Raw genomic sequence first — 21,624 nt, forward strand, 5'->3', positions numbered from 1 at the left:
GAAAGATTCAGGTATAATCGGAATAACTTATAAAATTGTATCTGATTTGGAGATCACATGACTGTAGATGTTACTGAAACCATTACTCAAACTGTTCATCCTGCGTTTCAGTTGATACGTCAACACCATGTTGAAGCCTTAGACGTTTTTATTTCTGAATATAAACACAAAGTGACAGGCGCAACGCATTATCACTTGGCAAGTGACCTTGATGAAAATGTCTTTTTAGTGGCATTTCGTACCCAACCGATGGATTCAAAAGGCGCAGCGCATATTTTGGAACATACAGCATTGTGTGGTTCGGAAAAATTCCCAGTGCGTGACCCATTTTTCTTGATGATTCGTCGTTCACTGAATACTTTTATGAATGCGTTTACTTCAGCCGATTGGACAGCGTATCCATTTGCAACTCAAAACAAAAAAGACTTTCAAAACTTGTTGGAGGTTTATTTAGATGCTGCATTTGCTGCAAATTTAAATGAACTTGATTTTGCTCAAGAAGGTATTCGTATTGAGTTAGAAGAAGGTCAACCTGTATATAAAGGTGTGGTTTTTAATGAAATGAAAGGGGCGATGAGTTCTCCTTCAGATCAGCTTTATCATCAACTGGCACATCATTTATTCCCTAAAACCACCTATCATTACAATTCAGGTGGTGATCCTAAAGATATTCCAGATTTAACCTATCCAGAGTTGGTTGATTTCTATAAGTCGCATTACCATCCGAGTAATGCTGTATTTATGACCTTTGGTGATGAATCTGCCTACCACTTACAAGAACAATTTGAAACTTTAGCCTTGTCTAAATTTAAACAAGGTCAAACCCTGTATTCAACACCTGAAACACGTTTAACTGCTCCTGTTGAAGTGACAGAAACCTATGCCGTTGATGCTGAAGATTTAACCGATAAAACCTATCACATTATTTCATGGTTATTGCCTGAAGCCAGTGATATTAAATTGCGCTTAGGTATGCGTTTGGTTGAAGGTATTTTATTGGAAGATTCAGCTTCACCATTACGTCATTATTTAGAAACGTGTGATTATGCACAATCTACTGGCCCGATTATGGGCGTAGATGATTCAAACTTTGAAATGACGTTTTTCTGTGGTGTGCAAGGTTCAAATCCAGAACATGCTGAAGAATTCAAAAATGGTGTGTTTAAAATTCTTGAAGATGTGGCATCAAAACCTGTCGACACCGATATGGTGGATGCCATTTTGCATCAGATTGAATTGCATCAACGTGAAATCAATGGCGATGGTATGCCATATGGTTTAAGCCTGATTTTAAATGGTTTAGGCAGCGTGATTCATCACAGTGACCCCATTCATGTTTGGGATGTCGACAGTGCGATGGAGCAAGTCAAAGAAGAACTGAAAGATCCAATGTGGTTGTCGAATCTGATTAAAACCTATCTGATTGATAATTCACATCGTGTGCAAATGACTTTGGTGCCAGATGCCAACAAGTCAGCCGCTGAAGCCGAAGCAGAAAAAGCTCGTTTGGCTGAAATTGGCGCCAAACTGACTGAAGAACAAAAGGCTGAAATTCTTGCGCAAACAGAGGCGTTAAAAGTTCGTCAAGATACACCTGATGACCTGAACTTATTACCAAAAGTCGGGCTAGAAGATGTGCCTGCTGATTTGCATATAGTACAAGGTCAATTGCGTGAAATTATCAGCAATGGTTTAGATACGCCACTGAATTTGTACCATGCAGGAACCAATGGTATTTACTACCAGCAAGTGACCGTTAAAATTCCTGATCAGGTTGTACAGTCGCCATATTTTACTTTGCTGTCGGTGTTATTGGGTGAAGTTGGCGCTGGAGAATATGATTATCTCGAGTTACAACAACTGCAAACTGCGGTCAGCGGTGGTGTGGGGATGGGTGCATCTTTACGCTCAAAAGTGGATGACAAAAACAAAATTAGCGCATGGTTAACACTCACAACGAAATCGTTGGTGAATAATTTTGAAGCGATTCGTTTGTTGAAGTTGGCATTTGAACAACTACGTTTTGATGAAAAAGACCGCATTATTGAATTACTGCAACAACGTAAAACCCGTTGGCAGTCGCGTTTGTCAGGTTCAGGTCATAGTTATGCAATGCAGATTGCATCACGTAACTGTGGTGCTTTAGCGCAACGTGATTATCAAAATACGGGCTTGGGTGCGCTGAATTGGTTGGGTGACTTGGTTGCTAAAGTTGAAAATGATGAAGTGGCTTATAACGCTTTAATTGTAGAGCTAAAAGCCATTCATCGTCTACTTTTGCAAGCACCAAAACAATTTTTATTGGTGTGTGAAGAACATCAATCTGATGCTCTAGTCGAGGAAGTGCAAAACGTTTGGGATAAGTTGGCAGTAGATAAAACCCCTGTGGAGTTGTCAGTAATTAGCACGGAAAATAGTGCGAAAGATGAGGCTTGGCTGATTCAAGCCAATGTTCAATTCTGTGCTTTAGCTTATCCTGCTGTTGAAGTTTCTCATCCTGATGCAGCACCTTTAATGGTGTTGGCTGCTTATTTACGCAATGGTTTCTTGCATAGTGCGATTCGTGAAAAAGGTGGCGCTTACGGTGGTGGTGCAAGTTATGATGGCAATGCTTGTTCATTCCGTTTTTATAGTTATCGTGATCCGCGTTTAGCAGAAACATTTAAAGACTTCGAAGCAAGTATTGTTTGGTTGTTGAATACCGAACATCAACCGCATCAACTTGAAGAAGCAATTTTAGGCTTAATTGCCAGCATGGATAAACCCGGTTCTCCTGCCGGTGAAGCGATTAGTGCTTGTTATGCTTTATTGCATGCACGTACACCAGCGGTCAGAAAGCAATTGCGTGCACGTTTGCTTGCAGTCAGTTTGGATGATTTGAAACGCGTGGCGCAACACTATCTTGTTGAGCAAACACCGGTGAGAGCAGTTGTTGCACCCGTGGCTAAACGTGATACCTTGTTAGAATTAGGTTTTGATATTAAACAAGTCAATTAAAAATAATAGGGCGGATTAATATGGCGTTCAAAAGAATTGAACGCACTACTTTGCAACTGAGCATGATCATGCTCAGTTCATTGTATGTGGCGAATGTACATGCTGTGAATCCAGATTCTTTGATTGCGCCAGCAAGCCCAGAAGCCTGTGTGGCGTTAGAATCGAATGCTGATCGTTTGGTTTGTTACGACACTTTGTTTAAAGTGCCTGAGGCAGAAAAACCAGCACTTCTTTCTGAACGTCAAGCTGCAAATGAACTGACGCCTGAACCGACTCAACCAGAAACGCTGAAAGAAAAAATTAGTCATGGTGTAAGTAATATCTTCGCTGCTGAAGGTCCAGCAATTAACCCGAATACGTCTTTGTTGGATAAGCGTTGGGAATTATCGACAGCCAGTAAACTTGGAACATGGAATATTCGTGCACATCAGCCCGTTTATCTGATGCCGGGATTTTGGACTTCTGATAAAAATGAACGTCCATTTAGTCCGAACGAAAACAATACTGTGCCAGCTGGTGAGGAACTTAACCTCACTTCTATGGAAGCCAAGTTTCAGTTGTCGTTAAAAACCAAAGCACTGGAAAATTTATTTGGTGATAATGGTGATATTTGGCTGGGCTATACGCAATCATCCCGTTGGCAAGTTTATAATGGTGATGAATCACGTCCTTTTCGTGAAACCAACTATGAACCTGAAGCAAGCTTGGTGTTTCGGACCAATTATGAAATATTGGGTTTAAATGCGCGTTTATTGGGTGTAACCCTCAATCATCAATCGAATGGTCGAGCAGATCCGCTATCACGTAGTTGGAACCGCATCATGTTTAATGTTGGTTTTGAACGTGATAACTTTGCCTTGATGTTGCGTCCTTGGTATCGCATTGAAGAAGATGCGAAAGATGATAACAATCCCGATATTAAAAATTATATTGGCCGCGGTGATTTAACTGCATTTTATCGTTGGAATGATCATGATTTTTCATTGATGCTGCGTCACTCATTAAAAGGTGGTGATGATGCACATGGAGCAGCTCAATTTGATTGGGCATTTCCAATTAGTGGTAAATTGCGTGGCTATGTTCAATTGTTTGATGGTTATGGGGAAAGTCTGATTGATTATAATCATCGTGCAACCTATGTCGGTCTAGGTGTATCGCTGATGAATTGGTTCTAAAATTTATTAATACCTTAAAAAGCACCTTTATTAAAGTAATGCCAGTCAGTTAAGAAATTGACTGGTTTTTTTATTTTAAATTCATGATGTTATTTGATACGCGGAAACGTCATTCGCAACTGTTCGAGGCAAGACTACTGTAAAAAGTAAAGTTTCTGCGATGAATTGATCAATAAAAAGTATTTGACGAGTTTTGCGAATGACAAATGTTTTTGGTTCTTTTGGCAAAACAAAAGAACAAACGAGCTCCAAGGATTTGATTTAAAGAGATAAGACTCCGTCGTGAATAACTAAAAAGTTAAGGAGTTAATTGTAAAACTCCTTAACTGATCAGTATTAACTCCATTGAGTGGTTTTTTTACTTAAAGTAAAAGTGATTTAACCAATTTGAATATCGGTGGGTGGGTGTTTTAAACGGCTCTTTTTAGGCGTGGCAATAAGATAAGCCAAAGTCAGCGGGCCTAAACGACCGGCAAACATGAGTAAGATTAATGCGATTAAACTCGCAGGTTGAAGTTCACTGGTGATGCCACGCGATAAACCCACGGTACAAGCAGCGGAAACGGCTTCAAACAATAAATCTAAGAATTCTTTATTTGGCTCTAAAATAAGGAGGGTAAATAGCCCTAAAAATATGAGTATTCCTGTGATTGAAACAACGGCGAAGGCTTTAAATGAGGTCACTTTTGACACCGAATGGTTAAACACACGAAGTTCTTCAGAGCGACGTAAAAAAGTAATCACACTCAGAATGACAATAATAAAAGTGCCTACTTTAATTCCGCCAGCAGTACTGAGTGAACCACCACCAATAAACATCAATACCATGGTCACTAAGGTTGAAGCATCGCTCATACTCGCCATATCTAAGCTGTTAAAACCAGAGGAGCGCGGAACAGTGGCATGGAACCAAGCATTCACCGCTTGATCGCCCAGACTCAGGCCTGCAAGCGTTAGCGGATTACTCGCTTCTAAAGCCCAAATGACAATAAATGCTACAAGGTTTAATCCAGCAATCGTTGAAAGTATTAATTTACTGTTTGGACTCATCTTTTTCCAACGACGCGCACGCTTAATATCCATGAGGACAACAAAGCCGATTCCACCAATAATGTAGAGCATGCTAATGGTGAACGTAATGAAATAATGCTCTGAAAAGCTCATTAGACTATTGGGAAAAAGGGAAAAACCGCCGTTATTAAATGCTGAAACACTATAAAAAGCGGCATAGAAAACAGCATGAGCAAAATCGTATTCCTGCATCCAAGCAATGGTTAAAATGACAGTCCCAAGTGCTTCAAAGAATAAAGAGTATAAAAGAACACCTTTAATGGTAAAAGATACTTTCGATAGGCTGGTTTGACCAATGGTCTCTTGTGCCATCACTTGCTGTTTTAAGCCAATATTGGATGACAGGCTCAGTGCTGCAAGAATGGCAAAGGTCATAAAGCCCAAACCACCACATTGTAGCAACAGCATAATAATCACCTTACCAAAAGTGGTATAGGCTTCACCGACATTCACCACCGAAAGCCCAGTAATAGTGACAGCAGAGGTGGAGGTAAATAGGGCATTAATCCAAGATAATTCACCATAATGTGCAATCGGTAGTTTGAGTAATAAAGTACCAATCAAAATAAAGCTTAAAAAACCCAGTGCCAGTAAACTGGGAGGGCTGAGGTTAATGGTATTTTGTTTTTTATTGTGTAATCGATTCATATTTTATTTAAACCGTGCATAAAGTTTTCGGAGTGGTTCAAGTTCTCCTTCAACCACCAAAATATCCCCAACTTGTAAAACTAAATTTGGATCTATATTAAATAGAATTTCCTTACCACGTTTATGTAAAAGGGTTTTAATTTCGGGTGCATGCTCCATCAGGTGATGGAAGCGTTCACCTTTGATGCTGTCTTTAATTTCAATTTTGACAATGAAATGATTATCCTCTAAACCCATATATCGACTGACCATGGGGTAGCTGAGGGATTGTGCAACGCGAACGCCCATATCTTCTTCGGGATGAATGATTTTGTTCACTCCAAGGTGAGTCAAAATCATGTGATGGGCTTTGGATTTGGCTTTGACCCAAATTTTTTGAATGCCTAAATTTTTAAGATGCAGTACGCATAATATACTGGCTTCAATGTCTTCACCAATGGCAACGACAACGGCTTCACAATTTTGAATGTTAAGTTCATTGAGTACATGTTCATCGGTTGCATCGGCAATGACGGCATGTGTAATTTGATCTGAAATACTTTCTACAAATTTTTTATTGCTGTCGATCCCAATCACATCATGATTTAAACTGACCAGTTGCGTGGCTATAGTGGCTCCAAAACTTCCTAATCCAATTACTGCAAATTGAGCCATTCAAGCATTCCTTATCCATTTTATGTGATTTTGATTCATAACGTGTATCTGCACATCTGTGTTCATTTTATAAGGTAATGATTTATTCATCTATCAGGCTTACAAAATTATATATAACAAAAGCTTATTTTTAAGATTGAACCTTGTAGAAAAACAAAATGAATAGATAGCATAGAAGTCTTAGTGAGTTGAATGACGTCATAAAACATTCAAAAACTTTCGCTATAATTCTGCATATATAATTTTCTATTTTTATAGTGAATTTAATAAAACTAAGTATAGAAGAATTAAAAATGGATGATAAAAAGATTTTTAAGATATTACAGCAATGGTTTTCGGTGTTGGAACTTCGGGAAATTCCCAAGAAGAAAGATCGATGTAATTTTGAGCAATTTTTAGCATGGATTTCGGCTGAAAAATTAGCTCAGGATTTTCATGCTTATTTAATGTCTGTAGATACTAAAAACCCCTATGAAAATGGGCTGGAAAAATGCGTTACTTTGCAGCACAAAAACATTGATATTGGTTTAATACAGCAGGGGATTCGTAAAAAAACCACGCCTTTATATGCGCACTATGAGCAGCATAAAGAGGTTATTGGCAAATATTACAATGTAAATGATCAGGTTTTTGATCTGATTTTTGAAGAAATTTTTACACTTTTAAAGTCGCAGAATTTGGAATTGTTATTGATTTATGCAGACATAACTTACTGGATGGCTGTTCCGAATGATGATGTTAAAATCCATAAATTTTGTAAATCTTTCACCAAGCAATTTAAGGATGAGGGTGTTTGTATTGAGCACTATACACAGCTAGATTGTTTAAGATCGACTTGAAAATTTGAAAAAGAGCCAGCTGATTACTGGCTCTTTTTTATGTGTTATTTCAGGAAGCGTTGATAACCTAAGTTGTTGGTGATTTCAGCATATGGATAAGTAATCTTTTCCAATGTTTCAATTAAACCATCTGGGTTTTGTTTGGCATCGGTTGCTTCAAGACCCACCAGTACGCGACCTTCAGCAGCACCATGATTACGATAGTGGAATAGAGTGATATTATGCGTTGGTCCAAGACGTTCTAAGAAGGTTAATAACGCACCCGGACGTTCTGGGAATTCTACGCGGAATAAACGCTCATTTTCGATATCCGCATGTCCACCAACCAAGTAACGAATATGCAGTTTGGCTACTTCGTCATCCGATAAATCATCGACATCATAGTGGGCTTGTAACAGTTCATGGATGTCATGACGTTCTTTTTCGCCACCTTTTAGACTAATGCCGACAAAGACTTGAGCGGCACTTGAAGTGCTGGCACGGTAGTTAAACTCAGTGATATTACGACCTTGTAAAGCACGGCAGAAGTTCAGGAAAGAACCTTTTTCTTCAGGAATGGTCACAGCAAAAATGGCTTCTTTACGTTCACCGAGTTCTGTTCGTTCTGCGATATAACGTAGGCGGTCAAAATTCATGTTGGCACCGCATACAATCGAAACCATGTTTTTGTTTTCTAGACCATGTTGTTCAACATATTTTTTAATGCCTGCCAGTGCCATTGCACCAGAAGGCTCAACAATACTACGGCACTCATCATAAGTGTCTTTAATGGCAGCACAGATTTCATCTGTATTGACCAAAACGACATCACGTTCAACAATTGGCCCTGAATTATCCGATTTTTGTAGTTGGATCACTTGAAATGGTTTTTCACCAATTTGTGCTACCGCCGTACCATCGGCAAATAAGCCGACTTGTGGCAGAATCACACGTTCATTGGCTTCAAATGCTGCTTTAAGGCATGCCGATTCATCGTATTCCACAGGAATGACTTTTACATGGGGCGCAACATCGCCCAAATATGCGGCAACGCCCGCAATTAAACCGCCACCGCCCACAGCAACAAAAACATAGTCGACATCACGCCATTGACGCAAAATTTCATTGGCAATGGTGCCTTGACCCGCCATGACCAATTCATCATCGTACGGTGGAATAAAGGTCATACCTTCTTCCGTTGCACGTTGAATGGCATATTTATTGGCAACATCAAATGAATCACCATGTAAAACCACATCACCACCTAAGCGTTTTACCGCTTGTACCTTAATGTCAGGTGTGGTTTTTGGCATCACAATAATGGCACGAATTCCCAGTTTTTGACCAGATAGGGCCACACCTTGCGCATGGTTGCCTGCTGAAGCTGTAATAACGCCACGTTCTAACTGAGATTTCGGCAATTGACTAATACGGTTATAAGCACCGCGTAGTTTGAAAGAAAAGACAGGTTGTAAGTCTTCGCGTTTGAAGCGAATATTATTGTTTAGTTTCTCACTAATTCGTGGCGCTGCTTCGAGTGGAGTTTCGATTGCAACGTCGTACACAGTTGCTTGTAATATTTGTCGAACCAAACGAGACAGCATGTTAATTTTCCATCTAACAGTTTAAAATAGATTTTTATTGTAACAAACCCCTGTACATTTGGGCTGTAAAATCAGCAACAAATGTCAAAAAATAGTTGAGCCAAGTTATGAGTCTGTATGCGACCCAAGATGAAAAGAAACAAGCTGCCGCGAAAGCTGCTTTAAAGCATTTGCCAAAGGGCGGTATTTTGGGTGTAGGTACAGGAAGTACTGTGAACTTCCTCATTGAATTATTACCAGAACTGCAATTAGAAGCAGCTGTTGCAAGTTCTGAAGCGACTGCCGAGCGCCTTAAAAAATTAGGTATTGAAGTGGTTGATATGAATCACGTTGGTGGTTTAGATGCCTATGTCGATGGTGCGGATGAAATTGACCGCCATATGCACATGATTAAAGGTGGTGGTGCTGCACTGACCCGTGAAAAAATTGTCGCGTCGATTGCGAAGAAATTTGTCTGTATTGTCGATGACTCTAAATGGGTTGAACAGTTAGGTCATGATTTCCCACTGCCTGTAGAAGTGATTCCAATGGCACGTTCTGCTGTGGCACGTAAAATCGTGAGTCTAGGTGGTGACCCCGTTTATCGTGAAGGTGTCGTCACCGATAATGGTAATGTGATCTTAGACGTGCATAACTTCAACATCTTAAATGCACTTGAGCTTGAAAAAACCTTGAATAATATTCCGGGTGTTGTGACCAATGGTATTTTTGCAATTCAGAAAGCGGATATTGCCATTGTGGCAACCAATAACGGTATTGAAGAACGTACTGCGGTTTAAGAAATCCTCCCTGACCCTCCTTTTTCAAAGGAGGGGAAAGTCTGTAATTTAATAAGGCTCCTCGAAACTTTTAAAAGTTTGAACTTCCCCCTTTATCAAAGGGGGATCGAGGGGGGATTAAAATAACGATTAAATATAAAAATGAATCTAACAGATCTGCCTGAAATTAAAATTGTCCGTCATGCACGAGCGATACGACTTCGCTTGCGGGTAGAGCCAACACAAATTCGTTTAACTGCACCATTATTTTGTAGCAAAAAACAGATTCAAAATTTCATTGATCAATCAGAAGCGTGGTTAGTCAAAACTTGGCAAGAGCAGCAGCAGAAACAAGAAATACAGCTACAAAATAGGGTATTTCCGACAGAACTTAAACTGTTTAATTTAGAACAAGCTATACAGATTACTTATCAAGCGCAGCAGAGAAATTTTGTGTTTGATCATGACGGTTTGAGACTCAGTGTCAGTGATCGTCAGCCTGAGCAATACTTAAAAGCCTTTGTCATCGCCTATGCAAAACAGCATCTGCCTATTTATTTGGCACAAGTGAGTACTGAAACGGGTTTGAGTTTTGCTGAATGTGCAATTCGACAGCCAAAAACACGCTGGGGAAGTTGTACATCTAAACACGACATTATGTTGAATAGTGCTTTGGTACTGTTTCCTCAAGAGGTCGTTAGATATGTATGTGTACATGAATTAGCACATACCCGCTATTTTGATCATAGCCCACAGTTTTGGAGGCAAGTACAGTTACATGACCCTAACTTTCAGCAGCATCAGAAAATATTAAAAACAAAGCAGTTACATTGTTGGTGGTTTTTTTAGTAACCATTAAGCGGATTGATGTTTTAATTTTTTATTTTTAAGTGTAGATTGAACTGGATAAAAATGATTTAAAATTCATGCGTTGAACCCTTCTCCCATATCGCAATAAAAGAACTCAGATGTGAATTTTACAGATATTCATTATTTCGTATTAATCGTCCCGAGCTGTCTCATCTTGATGGGTAGTCTGTTCTTAATTTGTCATTTTTTCTTCAAAGCACCACATTATTTGTTGTGGTTGGGCATCGGATATATTGTTCCGGCATGTGCTTTGGCAGCACAAAGTTTAATGTCGAATCAACAAATGACGATGTCTTCCCCCATACTGGGGATCATGTATTTGTTTGGTGCTTGGGCCAGTACTTATGCGATGGCTTTAAGGAAAAATGCACAGGCACATTCTAAACTTGCGTGGGCATTGATTGTGATGCTTACCGCCTTGCTTGGCTATTATGCCTTTATAGATGAGCAACTGTGGATACGCATGCTGATTTTGAATTTAGGCGTCGCGACTATTCAGTCTTTGGTTCTCATTTCAATGTTTGTCCATTTTAAACACAGTGATCGGTTAAATAAAATTGTTGATCTTTCCTATCTGTTTATTGTGTTTTATACCTTTGTGCGTAGCTTGATTATTTTCCTGTTCTTAAAAAATATTGATGCCAGCATGCTTTCGACTTCGGTTTGGTGGTTAATGATGTTGGCTGCCAGTGTTTTATTGAGCTTGTGGTTTGCTATGGTGCTATTGGGCACTATGGTGCGAGATATAGTCTTTAAACTTAATGAAGAGCGTTCACGAGACTCATTAACCTATTTGCTCAATCGGCGTGGTTTTTACGACGCTGCAAAAGTAAATTTAGCGCAACGATCGGTAAAAAAATATTTTTTGCTGATGTGTGATATTGATCATTTTAAAAAAATTAATGATAGCTATGGGCATTTAGTTGGCGATCAGATTTTGCAACAAGTAGGACGGATTATTAGCCAAAACGTGCGTGAAAATGATTTGGTTGGACGTTTTGGTGGCGAAGAGTTTATTATTTTATTGCAAATTGAACAGGCTGCTGTTGCATATGAAATTGCTGAGCGTATTCGTATTGCCATTGAAACTGAATTATTTTCAGAGAAGCAAATATCGGTAACGGCAAGTTTTGGTCTTGCGCGTGTGAAAAACAAGAACCTAACCAATACAATTGATATTGCAGATAAATTGTTATATCGCGCAAAACGAGCAGGGCGGAATTGCGTTTTTTTGGAAAGCTATGAAAGTGTGAATAATAAAGCGGTCAGCAATGCTGAGAAAATATCACTAAAACCAAGCAAAATAGTTCAGAAAACTTAAACTTCCTGTCATACTGTCTCGCTAAGAAATAGATACTTTGATTTGAGGTCGTGATCGTGATTAGTGTTGGTATTGTCGGCGGTACAGGTTATACAGGCGTTGAATTGTTGCGTCTTTTACTACGACACCCAAATGTACAGGTTAGTGTACTGACGTCACGTACTGAAAACGGTCGCCGTGTCGATGACATGTTCCCAAGCTTGCGTGGTCATACCGATCTTTGCTATTCAGATTTAAATATCGACGAACTTAAACAATGTGATGTTGTTTTCTTTGCAACCCCGCATGGTGTAGCAATGAAGCATGCAGCGGAACTGGTTGCAGCGAATACTAAAATTGTCGATTTAGCGGCAGATTTTCGCTTGCAAGATTTAGAACAGTTTGAAAAATGGTATGGTCTGGAACATGCTTGTCCAGATCTTTTAAAAGATTCGGTTTATGGTTTGTCAGAGCTGAACCGTGACAAAATTAAACAAGCCAATGTGGTTGGTAATCCGGGTTGTTATCCAACAACCGTGCAACTGGGTTTAGCGCCATTATTTAAACATAGCGACACATTGGTGAAACCTGAAAGTATTATTATTGATGCAAAATCAGGTGTTTCAGGTGCCGGACGTAAAGCAAGCTTAGGCATGATTTATTCGGAAAATGCCGATAACTTCAAAGCTTATGCGGTTGGCGGTCACCGTCACCATCCTGAGATTGTGGAAGCATTGGAAAATATTTCAGGTCAAAAAGGTGTGTTCAATCACATCGTCTTTGTACCCCATTTAGTCCCAATGATCCGTGGCATGCTCAGCACGATTTATATTGATTTAACAGATGCAGGCGATGCTGTAGATTTGCAAAGCTTATATGAACAATTCTATGCGAATGAGCAGTTTGTTGATGTAATGCCGGTAAATAGTTCACCTGAGACACGTTCTGTTCGTGGTGCAAACCAACTTCGTATTGCTTTGTATAAACCACAGCCGAAAAAACTGGTTATTTTATCTGTGCAAGATAATTTGGTGAAAGGTGCTGCTGGGCAAGCGGTACAAAATATGAACCTGATGTTCGGTTTTGCTGAAAATGCAGGTTTAGAAGGAATTGGTTTATTACCATAAAAAACGTTTTTCAACTTCACACACATTTAGATTTGGATTTAAATGTGTGTTTTGAATGAATCAAAATAAGAGATGACGATGCTGGATACTGAATTAAATACTCCATCACAACAGGCTCCATTAAGTAAAAAGCCTTTTTTAAAGGGCAATTTACCTTTGGCGATGGGTGCTGCAATTTTGGTTGTGGGTAGTGGTTTTCTTGGCTATTCAATTGGGCATCGGCAAGGTCTAACAGTTGTAGGTTTTGAAGCTGATGCAGAACAACTGGTTGAAGTTGTACAAAAGCAAAAGAGTAGCTTGGAAACGCTGAATAAAGGCTTGAATTTAGCCGTACAAGAACGTGATGTTGCGGTGAGTAATTCAAATGATTTATTTGCTGCGCTGAATCAAGCACGGGTAGATAAAACTCAGTCTGAAGGTCTGGGTGCAATTTATCGTGAAGTATTGCGTCAACGTGGTGGTCTAAGCCTAACCATACAAAATATTGGGATTAAACCCTTACCTGATAATGCTTATGAATATGAGCTGGATTTGGTACAAGTGAGTCCCAATAAACGCAGTGCATCGGGTAGTGTTGAATTACATTTAATTCAAGGTACGGAAGTTTTAGCCGTGCCTATGGAAGACAAAAATTTCAATTTTCAAGATTCTGAGCGTTTAACTGGACGTTGGACAATGCCTAAAGGCTTTACGCCAGAGTTTATTGAAGTTCGTTTAACTGGAACCAGTACGCCTGTCATTAAGCGGTTCAGTTGGGGCCGTGGAAAACCTATAGAAAGTCAATCAGCATTTATCTCTGATATTCCTCAAGCAGAAGCAAATGCACAATAAATGTGAATTTTAAATCCTATGCGAATGAATAAACGTCAAAATTGTTTAAATGACATCAAAAATTCTTTTCATCAATCTGGATATGTCGATTGGCATATTAGTCCACGCTTAAGCAATGAAACGCATGAGGAAGCAGAGGGTGATATTGCAGTACAAGCCGCGAAACCTGAATTAAAGCGTCCGCCCATGTATTGTGTTGTTTTAATGAACGACGATTACACACCAATGGACTTTGTAATTGAAATTTTACAACAATACTTCGCTTTGAATCTTGACCAAGCCACTCAAGTAATGCTAACTGTACATTATGAAGGGAAAGGTATCGCAGGCGTTTATCCAAGAGACATTGCGGAAACAAAAGCGAACCAAGTAAATAATTATGCTCGGTCACAAGGTTATCCATTGCTTTGTCAGATTGAGCCAAAAGATTAAGGGGATTACATGCTCAGTCGTCAATTGGAAGTATCTTTACGTTTGGCTGTTAGCATGGCTCGTCAAAAGAGACATGAGTTTCTGACGGTTGAACATTTATTGTTGGCGTTACTTGATAATGACTCTGCTGTAAATGCGCTTAAAGCGTGTGGTGCGGACATTATTGTTCTTCGCAAAGAATTAGAAGAATACGTTGAACAACATACCCCTAAATTAAGCGAACATAGCGATCAGGCACCACATCCGACTGAAAGTTTTGATCGTATTTTGCAACGTGCAATTTTCCATGTGCAATCGAGCGGTGGTGATCGTACAGTTGAAGGTGCGGACATTCTGGTTGCGATGTATTCTGAACGTGATTCATTTGCTGTTTATTTACTTAAACGCCATCAAATTAATCGTTTAACTTTAACTCAATATTTATCTCATGGTACGCGCAAAGAAGAAGTGCAAGCCGAAGAGGAAGTTGAAGAGTTGGATGGTGAAACATCTGCTTCTGCAAATGCAGGACCACTCGATTTATATACCACTAATTTGAATGTGGAAGCGCAAAAAGGCAAAACAGATCCTTTAATCGGTCGTGAAAAAGAAATTGAACGTGCAGCACAAATTTTATGCCGCCGCCGTAAAAACAATCCATTGTTGGTGGGTGATCCCGGTGTTGGTAAAACATCGATTGCTGAAGGTTTAGCTTGGCTGATTGTTAATGGTAAAGCACCAAAACCACTTGAAAATGCTGAAGTCTTCAGTTTGGATATTGGGGCATTGGTTGCAGGTACAAAATACCGTGGTGATTTTGAAAAACGTTTAAAACAACTTTTAAATGCTTTGAAAAAGAAACCAGAAGCCATTTTGTTTATTGATGAAATTCACATGATTATTGGTGCAGGCTCAAGTATGGGCAGCACCATGGATGCATCCAATTTAATTAAGCCAGCGCTGTCGAATGGTTCACTACGTTGCATTGGTTCAACGACTTTCCAAGAATATCGTCAGGTCTTTGAAAAAGATCATGCTTTATCACGCCGTTTCCAAAAAATTGATGTCAATGAGCCATCTATTTCTGAAACAGTTGATATTTTACGTGGTTTAAAATCTAAATTTGAAGATTTTCATCATGTTCAATATGACGATAGAGCATTGGTTGCTGCTGTGGAATTGTCTGCGAAATTTATTAATGATCGCTTTTTACCAGACAAAGCCATTGACGTAATTGATGAAGCAGGCGCACAACGTCGTTTGAAAGCAGAGCAAGATGATAGTTTAATTACGGTAGAAAATATCGAAGATATCATTTCTAAAATTGCGCGTATTCCACCAAAAACCGTATCGAAAGATGACAAGACAGTATTAATTAATCTTGAACGTGATTTGAAGCGTGTGGTTTTTGGTCAAGATACAGCAATTGAAGCACTGGGTTCTGCCATTAAATTATCACGTGCAGGTCTAAAATCACCAGATAAACCTGTCGGTAGCTTTGTATTTGCTGGTCCTACTGGTGTGGGTAAAACTGAGGTCACCAAGCAGTTAGCTAAATTGTTAGGTGTGGAATTGGTTCGTTTCGATATGTCTGAATATATGGAGCGTCATGCAGTTTCACGTTTAATTGGTGCGCCTCCGGGTTATGTTGGTTTTGACCAAGGTGGTTTGTTGACCGATGCCATTCATAAAAGCCCACATTGCGTCTTGCTACTGGACGAAATTGAAAAAGCGCATCCAGATGTGTTTAATTTATTACTGCAAATTATGGATCATGGTTCATTGACTGATAACAATGGTCGAAAGTCTGATTTCCGTAATGTGATTCTTGTTTTAACCACCAATATTGGGGCGGACAGTATTTCTCGCGCCAGCATTGGTTTTATGGAGCAAGACAATAGTAATGACAATAAAGATGCAATGAAGAAGGCATTTTCACCAGAATTCCGAAATCGTTTGGATGGCATTATTCAGTTTAATGCATTGCCGACGACGGTCATCGAAAATGTGGTGGATAAATTCTTAACCGAATTACAAGCACAACTTGATGATAAAAAAGTCGTTCTCGATGTCGATCAAAGTGCCCGTGAATGGATGGCTGAAAATGGTTATGACCGTTTAATGGGTGCTCGTCCAATGCAACGTTTGATTCAAGAACATTTGAAAAAACCACTTGCTGAAATGATTTTGTTCGGTGAGCTTGCTGAACATGGTGGTAATGTTGCTGTTTCTGTGAAACAAGAAAATGGTAAGGCGGTAGGATTGAAACTCGAAGTATTTGAAGATCAAACTGCTGAACCTGCATAATCAGATCCATGCTTAAAATAACCCGTGTTCGCACGGGTTATTTTGTTTCTACTCACCCTCATTCCAACCTTCTCCCAAAGGGAGAAAGACAAAACTGGCCTATATAGAAAGTTATGGATATTCAAATTACTAAGGTAATGACGACCTTTTGCCTTTTTTTTGTCACAGCGATTGCGGAAATTTTAGGTTGTTATTTTCCCTATTTAATTTTAAATCAAGGTAAGTCGCATTGGTTTTGGTTGCCGACAGTATTCAGTTTGGCCGTATTTGTGTGGTTATTGACCTTGCATCCTGCTGCATCAGGTAGAATTTATGCCGCTTATGGTGGGATTTATATATTTACCGCTTTAATGTGGTTACGTTATGTCGATCAGGTGGTGTTAACCCGTTGGGATATGTTGGGTGGTCTGGTGGTCATATCGGGTGCGATGATGATTATTCTGCAACCTCAAGGTTTGATACGTTAGATGGCTAACGTATCAAGTTATAATTTTAAAATTGACACTCGCTGTTTTTAATTTTTAGATCATAAGTCTTGTGAGGCGCGCTTAGTTTGACTTTAACATAGTAGGGGTTTACGCGTTGGAATTCATGCTCAAAAAATAAATGGCAACTGTTGATTAAGTTTTGTGTAATGAAGTGTTTTACTTCTTTATCGCCAATATCTTCAGCAAATTGTGTGAAATCTGGAGTGGTAATAATTCCTTGGACCTCAATGTGATCTGCATATAATCGTAATTGTTCAATCACTGTATTTTGATCAGCTTGATAGGGCATAGTGCGTGAGTCTTCATCACTCATGACATTTAAAAGTTCATTGAGTTTTTTGCTATCTTGGATTTTATACGATGAATCTATGATCTTATTTTTGACAAAATATTGATCCAGTTCTGTGCCTTTGGCTTGTGCTGTATTGATTAAAATGAAAGTACTTAAAGATAAAACGATTTTTTTTAAAGACATGGTTAAAATCACTTATAAAAATTATGGATTTAATTATAGCGATTTGAATATAAAAAAAGCACCCGAAGGTGCTCAATTTTTTAAGAATTTATCACTGAATTAGTCTTTCTTTAAATTTTCATTGAGTAAAAATTCAACCAAAGCCTTTTGAGCGTGTAAACGGTTTTCTGCTTCATCCCAAACCACTGCATTTTTGTGGTCGAGTAAATTTTCAGAAATTTCTTCACCACGGTGCGCAGGTAAGCAGTGCATAAATAAACAATTTGAATGTGCTAAATCCATGAGTTTTTCATTGACTTGGAAATCAGCAAATGCTTTCTCGCGAATTTTTTGCTCTTCCTCTTGTCCCATGCTGGCCCAAACATCAGTCACAATTAGGTCTGCATTGACTGCTGCATCTTCTGCTGAATCGACAAGTTCTACACAGTGGGCAAATTCTGACAAGAATTTTGCTTGTGGCTCATAACCTTTAGGTGTGGCAATTTTTAATTTAAAGCCCCACATGTGTGCTGCTTCAATATATGAATTACACATATTGTTGCCATCCCCAATCCATGCCACGGTTTTACCTTCAATAGAACCACGATGTTCAAGGAAAGTTTGCATATCCGCAAGAAGTTGGCAAGGGTGATGATCATCAGTTAAGGCATTGATGATGGGTACTTTTGAATAAGAAGCAAAGCATTCTACGATGTCATGACCAAAAGTACGGATCATAATAATATCAAGCATGCTTGAGATCACACGTGCAGAATCTTCAATCGGTTCGCCGCGACCAAGCTGTGTATCACGAGAAGATAAGAAAATCGCACTACCACCGAATTGACTCATACCTGCTTCAAACGAAACACGTGTTCGGGTACTCGATTTTTCAAAAATCATGCCCATAACTTTACCGACAAAAGGTTGGAACACCTCATTACTATGTTGCTTGCGTTTAAGTTCAATCGCGCGCTGCAAAATTTGGTTAAGTTCTAAAGTCGATAAATCACGTAAGGTCAGAAAATGACGTAGAGCCATGGTTACTCCACAATAATTGCTGAATAAAAAAACAAAACAACAATTAGTTGTTGGTTGGTTGAGTGAAAGAGAATCGATTAATATACTATACGTAGACAGAATTGCAAAAAAACTAGACTTTTTGATGGCCTTCTAAGAAGCGATCTACACAATAATTGATGTATTCGATGGTTTCTTGATCATTTTCTTGAACTGGGATACCCATAAGTACGCGCCATTCAATATCACGGATAATTCCAAAATACAGTTGAGCGGAATAAATAGGCTGCTGACATTTAATTAGGCCTTGTTCATCGGCTTTGGTTAAAGCACAGGCGATTGCCATTTGAATATGTTTTGGGCCTTGTTCATGAATATACAGCGCCAGTTCTGGACTGCGCTGAGTCCGTTCAAGAATTAAACGAAGGAATGCCGCATTTTCTGGAAGCACGAGATGGTGCTTAAAATTCATCAGGGTTTGAACTAAATAGGAGTGTAGATCATCTTTACCTTGTTCAAAAGGGACACAGATATCTTTAAAAAATTGTTCACGGCGATAATCACAAATAGCCGTAAATAAGCCTTCTTTATTGCCAAAAAATTTATAAATTGAGGCTTTAGAACCACCTGCATGGTGAACGATGTCATCTAGAGAGACTGCATCATAACCACGTTCTAGAAATAGCTCATTTGCGCTAAGTAAAAGCGATAGGCATCGTTCATGACCACGTTTGGTTTGTGGTGTGTCGCGGCCTATGGGTTCTGGTTGAGCTAATTCGTGCATATGGCGTATAGAGTCAATAATCAAAAAATGAAAACATTTGCAATTATAGCAAAAATATGCGCACATTTCTTAAAATAAAGATGTTGTCTTGTTCTGGTCACAATCATGCAAAATGGAAATAACACTATAGGTTTGGTGAATATTTGACTAAAGTTTTAGAGTAGATGTTCTAAAAAGTCATAGATATGAATATGTTTATGGATATACTCGAAATTCAATAAATAAAGTGAAACTGTGGAAAGGAATATGACACAACAAATGTCTGCAGGTTTAAGATTTAGACAAGCACTAGAAGTGGAAAAACCATTACAAATCATTGGTACAGTGAATGCCTATGCAGCCATGATGGCTAAAGAAGTGGGTTATAAAGCCATTTATGTATCGGGTGCAGGTGTTGCCAATTATTCTTATGGTTTACCTGATTTGGGCATGACCAGTTTAGACAATGTGCTTGAAGATGTACGTCGTATTACTGAACGGGTCGATACACCACTATTGGTCGATATTGATACAGGCTGGGGCGGTGCTTTTAATATTGCACGTACTGTCAAGCAAATGATTGCTGCGGGCGCTGCTGCGGTTCATATTGAAGACCAAGTGGCACAAAAACGCTGTGGTCACCGTCCAAATAAGGAAATTGTGACGCAACAAGAAATGGTGGATCGTATTAAAGCCGCTGTGGATGCTAAAACCGATTCTAACTTTGTGGTCATGGCACGTACCGATGCCTTACAAAAAGAAGGTTTGCAAGCTGTCATTGATCGCGCTTGTGCATGTGTGGAAGCGGGTGCAGATGCCATTTTTGCAGAAGCCATGACCGACATTACTATGTATAAAACCGTCTGTGATGCAGTGGGTGTGCCAGTTTTGGCCAATATCACTGAATTTGGTGATACACCGTATTACACCACTGAAGAATTGGGTGAGCAAGGTATTTCAATGGTACTTTATCCTTTGTCTGCAACGCGTGCAATGCAAAAAGCAGCATTAGAAGTGATGCGCTCTATTCGTGAAACGGGTACGCAAGTGAATGTATTGGATATCATGCAACAGCGTAAAGAACTGTACGAATTCCTTGATTATCATACTTTTGAAAATACCTTAGATAAATTGTTTAAATAAAATATTCAACATGGAGAATTAAAAAAATGGCTGAAGGAAAAGTACTCACAGGCGCAGGATTGCGCGGACAAGTGGCAGGAAAAACAGCACTTTCAACCGTTGGCAAGAGTGGTGCAGGCTTAACCTATCGTGGTTATGATGTGCAGGATTTGGCAGAAAACTGTCAATTTGAAGAAGTCGCTTACCTGATCTTCTTTGGTGAGTTGCCGACTGCGGAACAGCTTGCAAGCTATAAAGCGAAATTAAAATCGCTGCGTCAATTGCCACAGGCTTTGAAAGAAGTATTAGAACGTATTCCAGCGGATTCGCATCCCATGGATGTGATGCGTACTGGTGTTTCGATGCTGGGTAACTTAGAAACAGAACAATCATTTGCTGAACAGCAAGATGTAGCCGATCGTATTTTGGCAACGCTTCCAGCCATCATTTGCTACTGGTATCGTTTTAGCCATGATGGCGTACGCATTGAAGAAAATACCGATGATGATTCGATTGGCGCTCAATTTCTGCATTTACTGCGCGGCGAAAAACCAAATGAATTGCATGAACAAGTGATGAATGTGTCCCTCATTTTGTATGCAGAGCATGAGTTTAATGCATCAACATTTACAGCACGTGTATGCGCATCAACCTTATCTGATATGCATTCATGTATTACTGGTGCAATTGGTTCACTGCGTGGCCCATTACACGGTGGAGCAAATGAAGCTGCGATGGAAATGATTGAAAACTGGACCTCTGCCGACGAAGCTGAACGTGAAATGTTGGGTAAACTTGAGCGTAAAGAAAAGATCATGGGCTTTGGTCATGCTATTTATAAAGACAATGATCCACGTAATGGCATCATTAAAATCTGGGCTGAACGCTTGGCAAAAGATGTCGGTGATACGGTACTTTATCCAGTGTCAGTCCGCTGTGAAGAAGTGATGTGGCGTGAGAAGAAATTGTTCTGTAACGCAGACTTTTTCCATGCTTCGGCTTATCACTTTATGGATATTGCGACCAAATTATTCACGCCAATCTTCGTGATGAGCCGTGTCACAGGTTGGGCGGCGCATGTGATGGAACAACGTGCAGACAACCGTATTATTCGCCCAAGTGCGGACTATACTGGGCCTGAACTGCGTAAAGTTGTGCCTATTGAAGCACGTTCAGCTGCTTAAATTGAAAAATTTGTAATAAAGC

At 39.5% G+C, this 21,624-nt stretch carries 19 protein-coding genes; 13 read left to right on the top strand and 6 right to left on the bottom strand.

The annotated features are described in order from the left end of the window. The first annotated feature begins 57 nt into the window (after positions 1–57). Together F994_RS16630 and F994_RS16635 are read left to right on the top strand one after the other, a co-directional pair. Positions 58–2,997, top strand: coding sequence for an insulinase family protein (locus F994_RS16630; protein WP_004651801.1), 2,940 nt, complete (start codon positions 58–60; stop codon positions 2,995–2,997). 20 nt (positions 2,998–3,017) lie between these two features. Next, complete coding sequence (locus F994_RS16635; protein WP_004651802.1) at positions 3,018–4,172, top strand: phospholipase A; 1,155 nt, start codon at positions 3,018–3,020, stop codon at positions 4,170–4,172. 378 nt (positions 4,173–4,550) lie between these two features. Here the strand turns inward: F994_RS16635 and F994_RS16640 are convergent, their stop codons facing one another. Beyond that, positions 4,551–5,891: a TrkH family potassium uptake protein gene (locus F994_RS16640; RefSeq protein ID WP_004651803.1), complete on the bottom strand. Its 1,341-nt coding sequence runs from the start codon at positions 5,889–5,891 to the stop codon at positions 4,551–4,553. Positions 5,892–5,894: 3 nt separating this feature from the next. Further along, entirely contained in the window at positions 5,895–6,545 is a 651-nt protein-coding gene (locus F994_RS16645) for a potassium channel family protein (protein WP_004651804.1), read from the bottom strand. Positions 6,546–6,802: 257 nt separating this feature from the next. Here F994_RS16645 and F994_RS16650 point away from each other — a divergent pair, with 257 nt between their 5' ends. Further along, positions 6,803–7,384: a hypothetical protein gene (locus tag F994_RS16650; RefSeq protein WP_228128063.1), complete on the top strand. Its 582-nt coding sequence runs from the start codon at positions 6,803–6,805 to the stop codon at positions 7,382–7,384. 44 nt (positions 7,385–7,428) lie between these two features. On the opposite strand, the gene ilvA is transcribed toward F994_RS16650, so the two are convergent. Next, positions 7,429–8,967, bottom strand: coding sequence for a threonine ammonia-lyase, biosynthetic (ilvA, locus tag F994_RS16655; protein WP_004651806.1), 1,539 nt, complete (start codon positions 8,965–8,967; stop codon positions 7,429–7,431). Between the two features lie 107 nt (positions 8,968–9,074). Between ilvA and rpiA the strand changes: the two genes are divergently transcribed. From rpiA to F994_RS16695, 8 genes are all read left to right on the top strand, one after another. Next, positions 9,075–9,746 carry a ribose-5-phosphate isomerase RpiA gene (gene rpiA / locus F994_RS16660; protein WP_004651808.1) on the top strand — a complete coding sequence of 224 codons (672 nt, stop codon included), beginning with the start codon at positions 9,075–9,077 and terminating at the stop codon, positions 9,744–9,746. 141 nt (positions 9,747–9,887) lie between these two features. Further along, positions 9,888–10,574 carry a M48 family metallopeptidase gene (locus tag F994_RS16665; RefSeq protein ID WP_004651809.1) on the top strand — a complete coding sequence of 229 codons (687 nt, stop codon included), beginning with the start codon at positions 9,888–9,890 and terminating at the stop codon, positions 10,572–10,574. A 178-nt stretch (positions 10,575–10,752) separates the two neighbouring features. Continuing rightward, the gene (locus F994_RS16670; RefSeq protein ID WP_004651810.1) at positions 10,753–11,916 is read left to right on the top strand and encodes a GGDEF domain-containing protein; all 1,164 of its coding nucleotides are present in this window, start codon (positions 10,753–10,755) and stop codon (positions 11,914–11,916) included. A 50-nt stretch (positions 11,917–11,966) separates the two neighbouring features. Beyond that, positions 11,967–13,022: an N-acetyl-gamma-glutamyl-phosphate reductase gene (gene argC / locus F994_RS16675; protein WP_171065354.1), complete on the top strand. Its 1,056-nt coding sequence runs from the start codon at positions 11,967–11,969 to the stop codon at positions 13,020–13,022. Positions 13,023–13,100: 78 nt separating this feature from the next. After that, entirely contained in the window at positions 13,101–13,853 is a 753-nt protein-coding gene (locus F994_RS16680; protein WP_004651812.1) for a DUF6776 family protein, read from the top strand. 18 nt (positions 13,854–13,871) lie between these two features. Next, positions 13,872–14,285 (top strand): ATP-dependent Clp protease adapter ClpS, encoded by a 414-nt coding sequence (gene clpS / locus F994_RS16685; protein ID WP_004651813.1) that lies wholly within the window; start codon positions 13,872–13,874, stop codon positions 14,283–14,285. A 9-nt stretch (positions 14,286–14,294) separates the two neighbouring features. Next, positions 14,295–16,571, top strand: coding sequence for an ATP-dependent Clp protease ATP-binding subunit ClpA (gene clpA, locus F994_RS16690; protein WP_004651814.1), 2,277 nt, complete (start codon positions 14,295–14,297; stop codon positions 16,569–16,571). 113 nt (positions 16,572–16,684) lie between these two features. Then, positions 16,685–17,038: a YnfA family protein gene (locus tag F994_RS16695; protein WP_004651816.1), complete on the top strand. Its 354-nt coding sequence runs from the start codon at positions 16,685–16,687 to the stop codon at positions 17,036–17,038. 25 nt (positions 17,039–17,063) lie between these two features. Here the strand turns inward: F994_RS16695 and F994_RS16700 are convergent, their stop codons facing one another. The 3 genes from F994_RS16700 to F994_RS16710 all read right to left on the bottom strand — a co-directional run bounded on the left by F994_RS16700 (position 17,064) and on the right by F994_RS16710 (position 19,317). Beyond that, positions 17,064–17,534 (bottom strand): hypothetical protein, encoded by a 471-nt coding sequence (locus tag F994_RS16700; RefSeq protein ID WP_004651817.1) that lies wholly within the window; start codon positions 17,532–17,534, stop codon positions 17,064–17,066. Positions 17,535–17,633: 99 nt separating this feature from the next. Further along, positions 17,634–18,554, bottom strand: a complete 921-nt coding sequence (argF, locus tag F994_RS16705; RefSeq protein WP_004651818.1) for an ornithine carbamoyltransferase — start codon at positions 18,552–18,554, stop codon at positions 17,634–17,636. Positions 18,555–18,666: 112 nt separating this feature from the next. Continuing rightward, entirely contained in the window at positions 18,667–19,317 is a 651-nt protein-coding gene (locus tag F994_RS16710) for a TetR/AcrR family transcriptional regulator (RefSeq protein ID WP_004651819.1), read from the bottom strand. A gap of 246 nt (positions 19,318–19,563) precedes the next feature. On the opposite strand from F994_RS16710, the gene prpB reads away from it, so the two are divergent. Together prpB and prpC are read left to right on the top strand one after the other, a co-directional pair. Beyond that, positions 19,564–20,439: a methylisocitrate lyase gene (prpB, locus tag F994_RS16715; protein ID WP_004651820.1), complete on the top strand. Its 876-nt coding sequence runs from the start codon at positions 19,564–19,566 to the stop codon at positions 20,437–20,439. Positions 20,440–20,465: 26 nt separating this feature from the next. Continuing rightward, a complete protein-coding gene (gene prpC / locus F994_RS16720) occupies positions 20,466–21,602 on the top strand; it encodes a bifunctional 2-methylcitrate synthase/citrate synthase (protein WP_004651821.1) in 1,137 nt (378 codons plus the stop codon). Positions 21,603–21,624: the final 22 nt, after the last annotated feature.

The sequence above is a fragment of the Acinetobacter bohemicus ANC 3994 genome (assembly GCF_000367925.1).
Taxonomy (GTDB): domain Bacteria; phylum Pseudomonadota; class Gammaproteobacteria; order Pseudomonadales; family Moraxellaceae; genus Acinetobacter; species Acinetobacter bohemicus.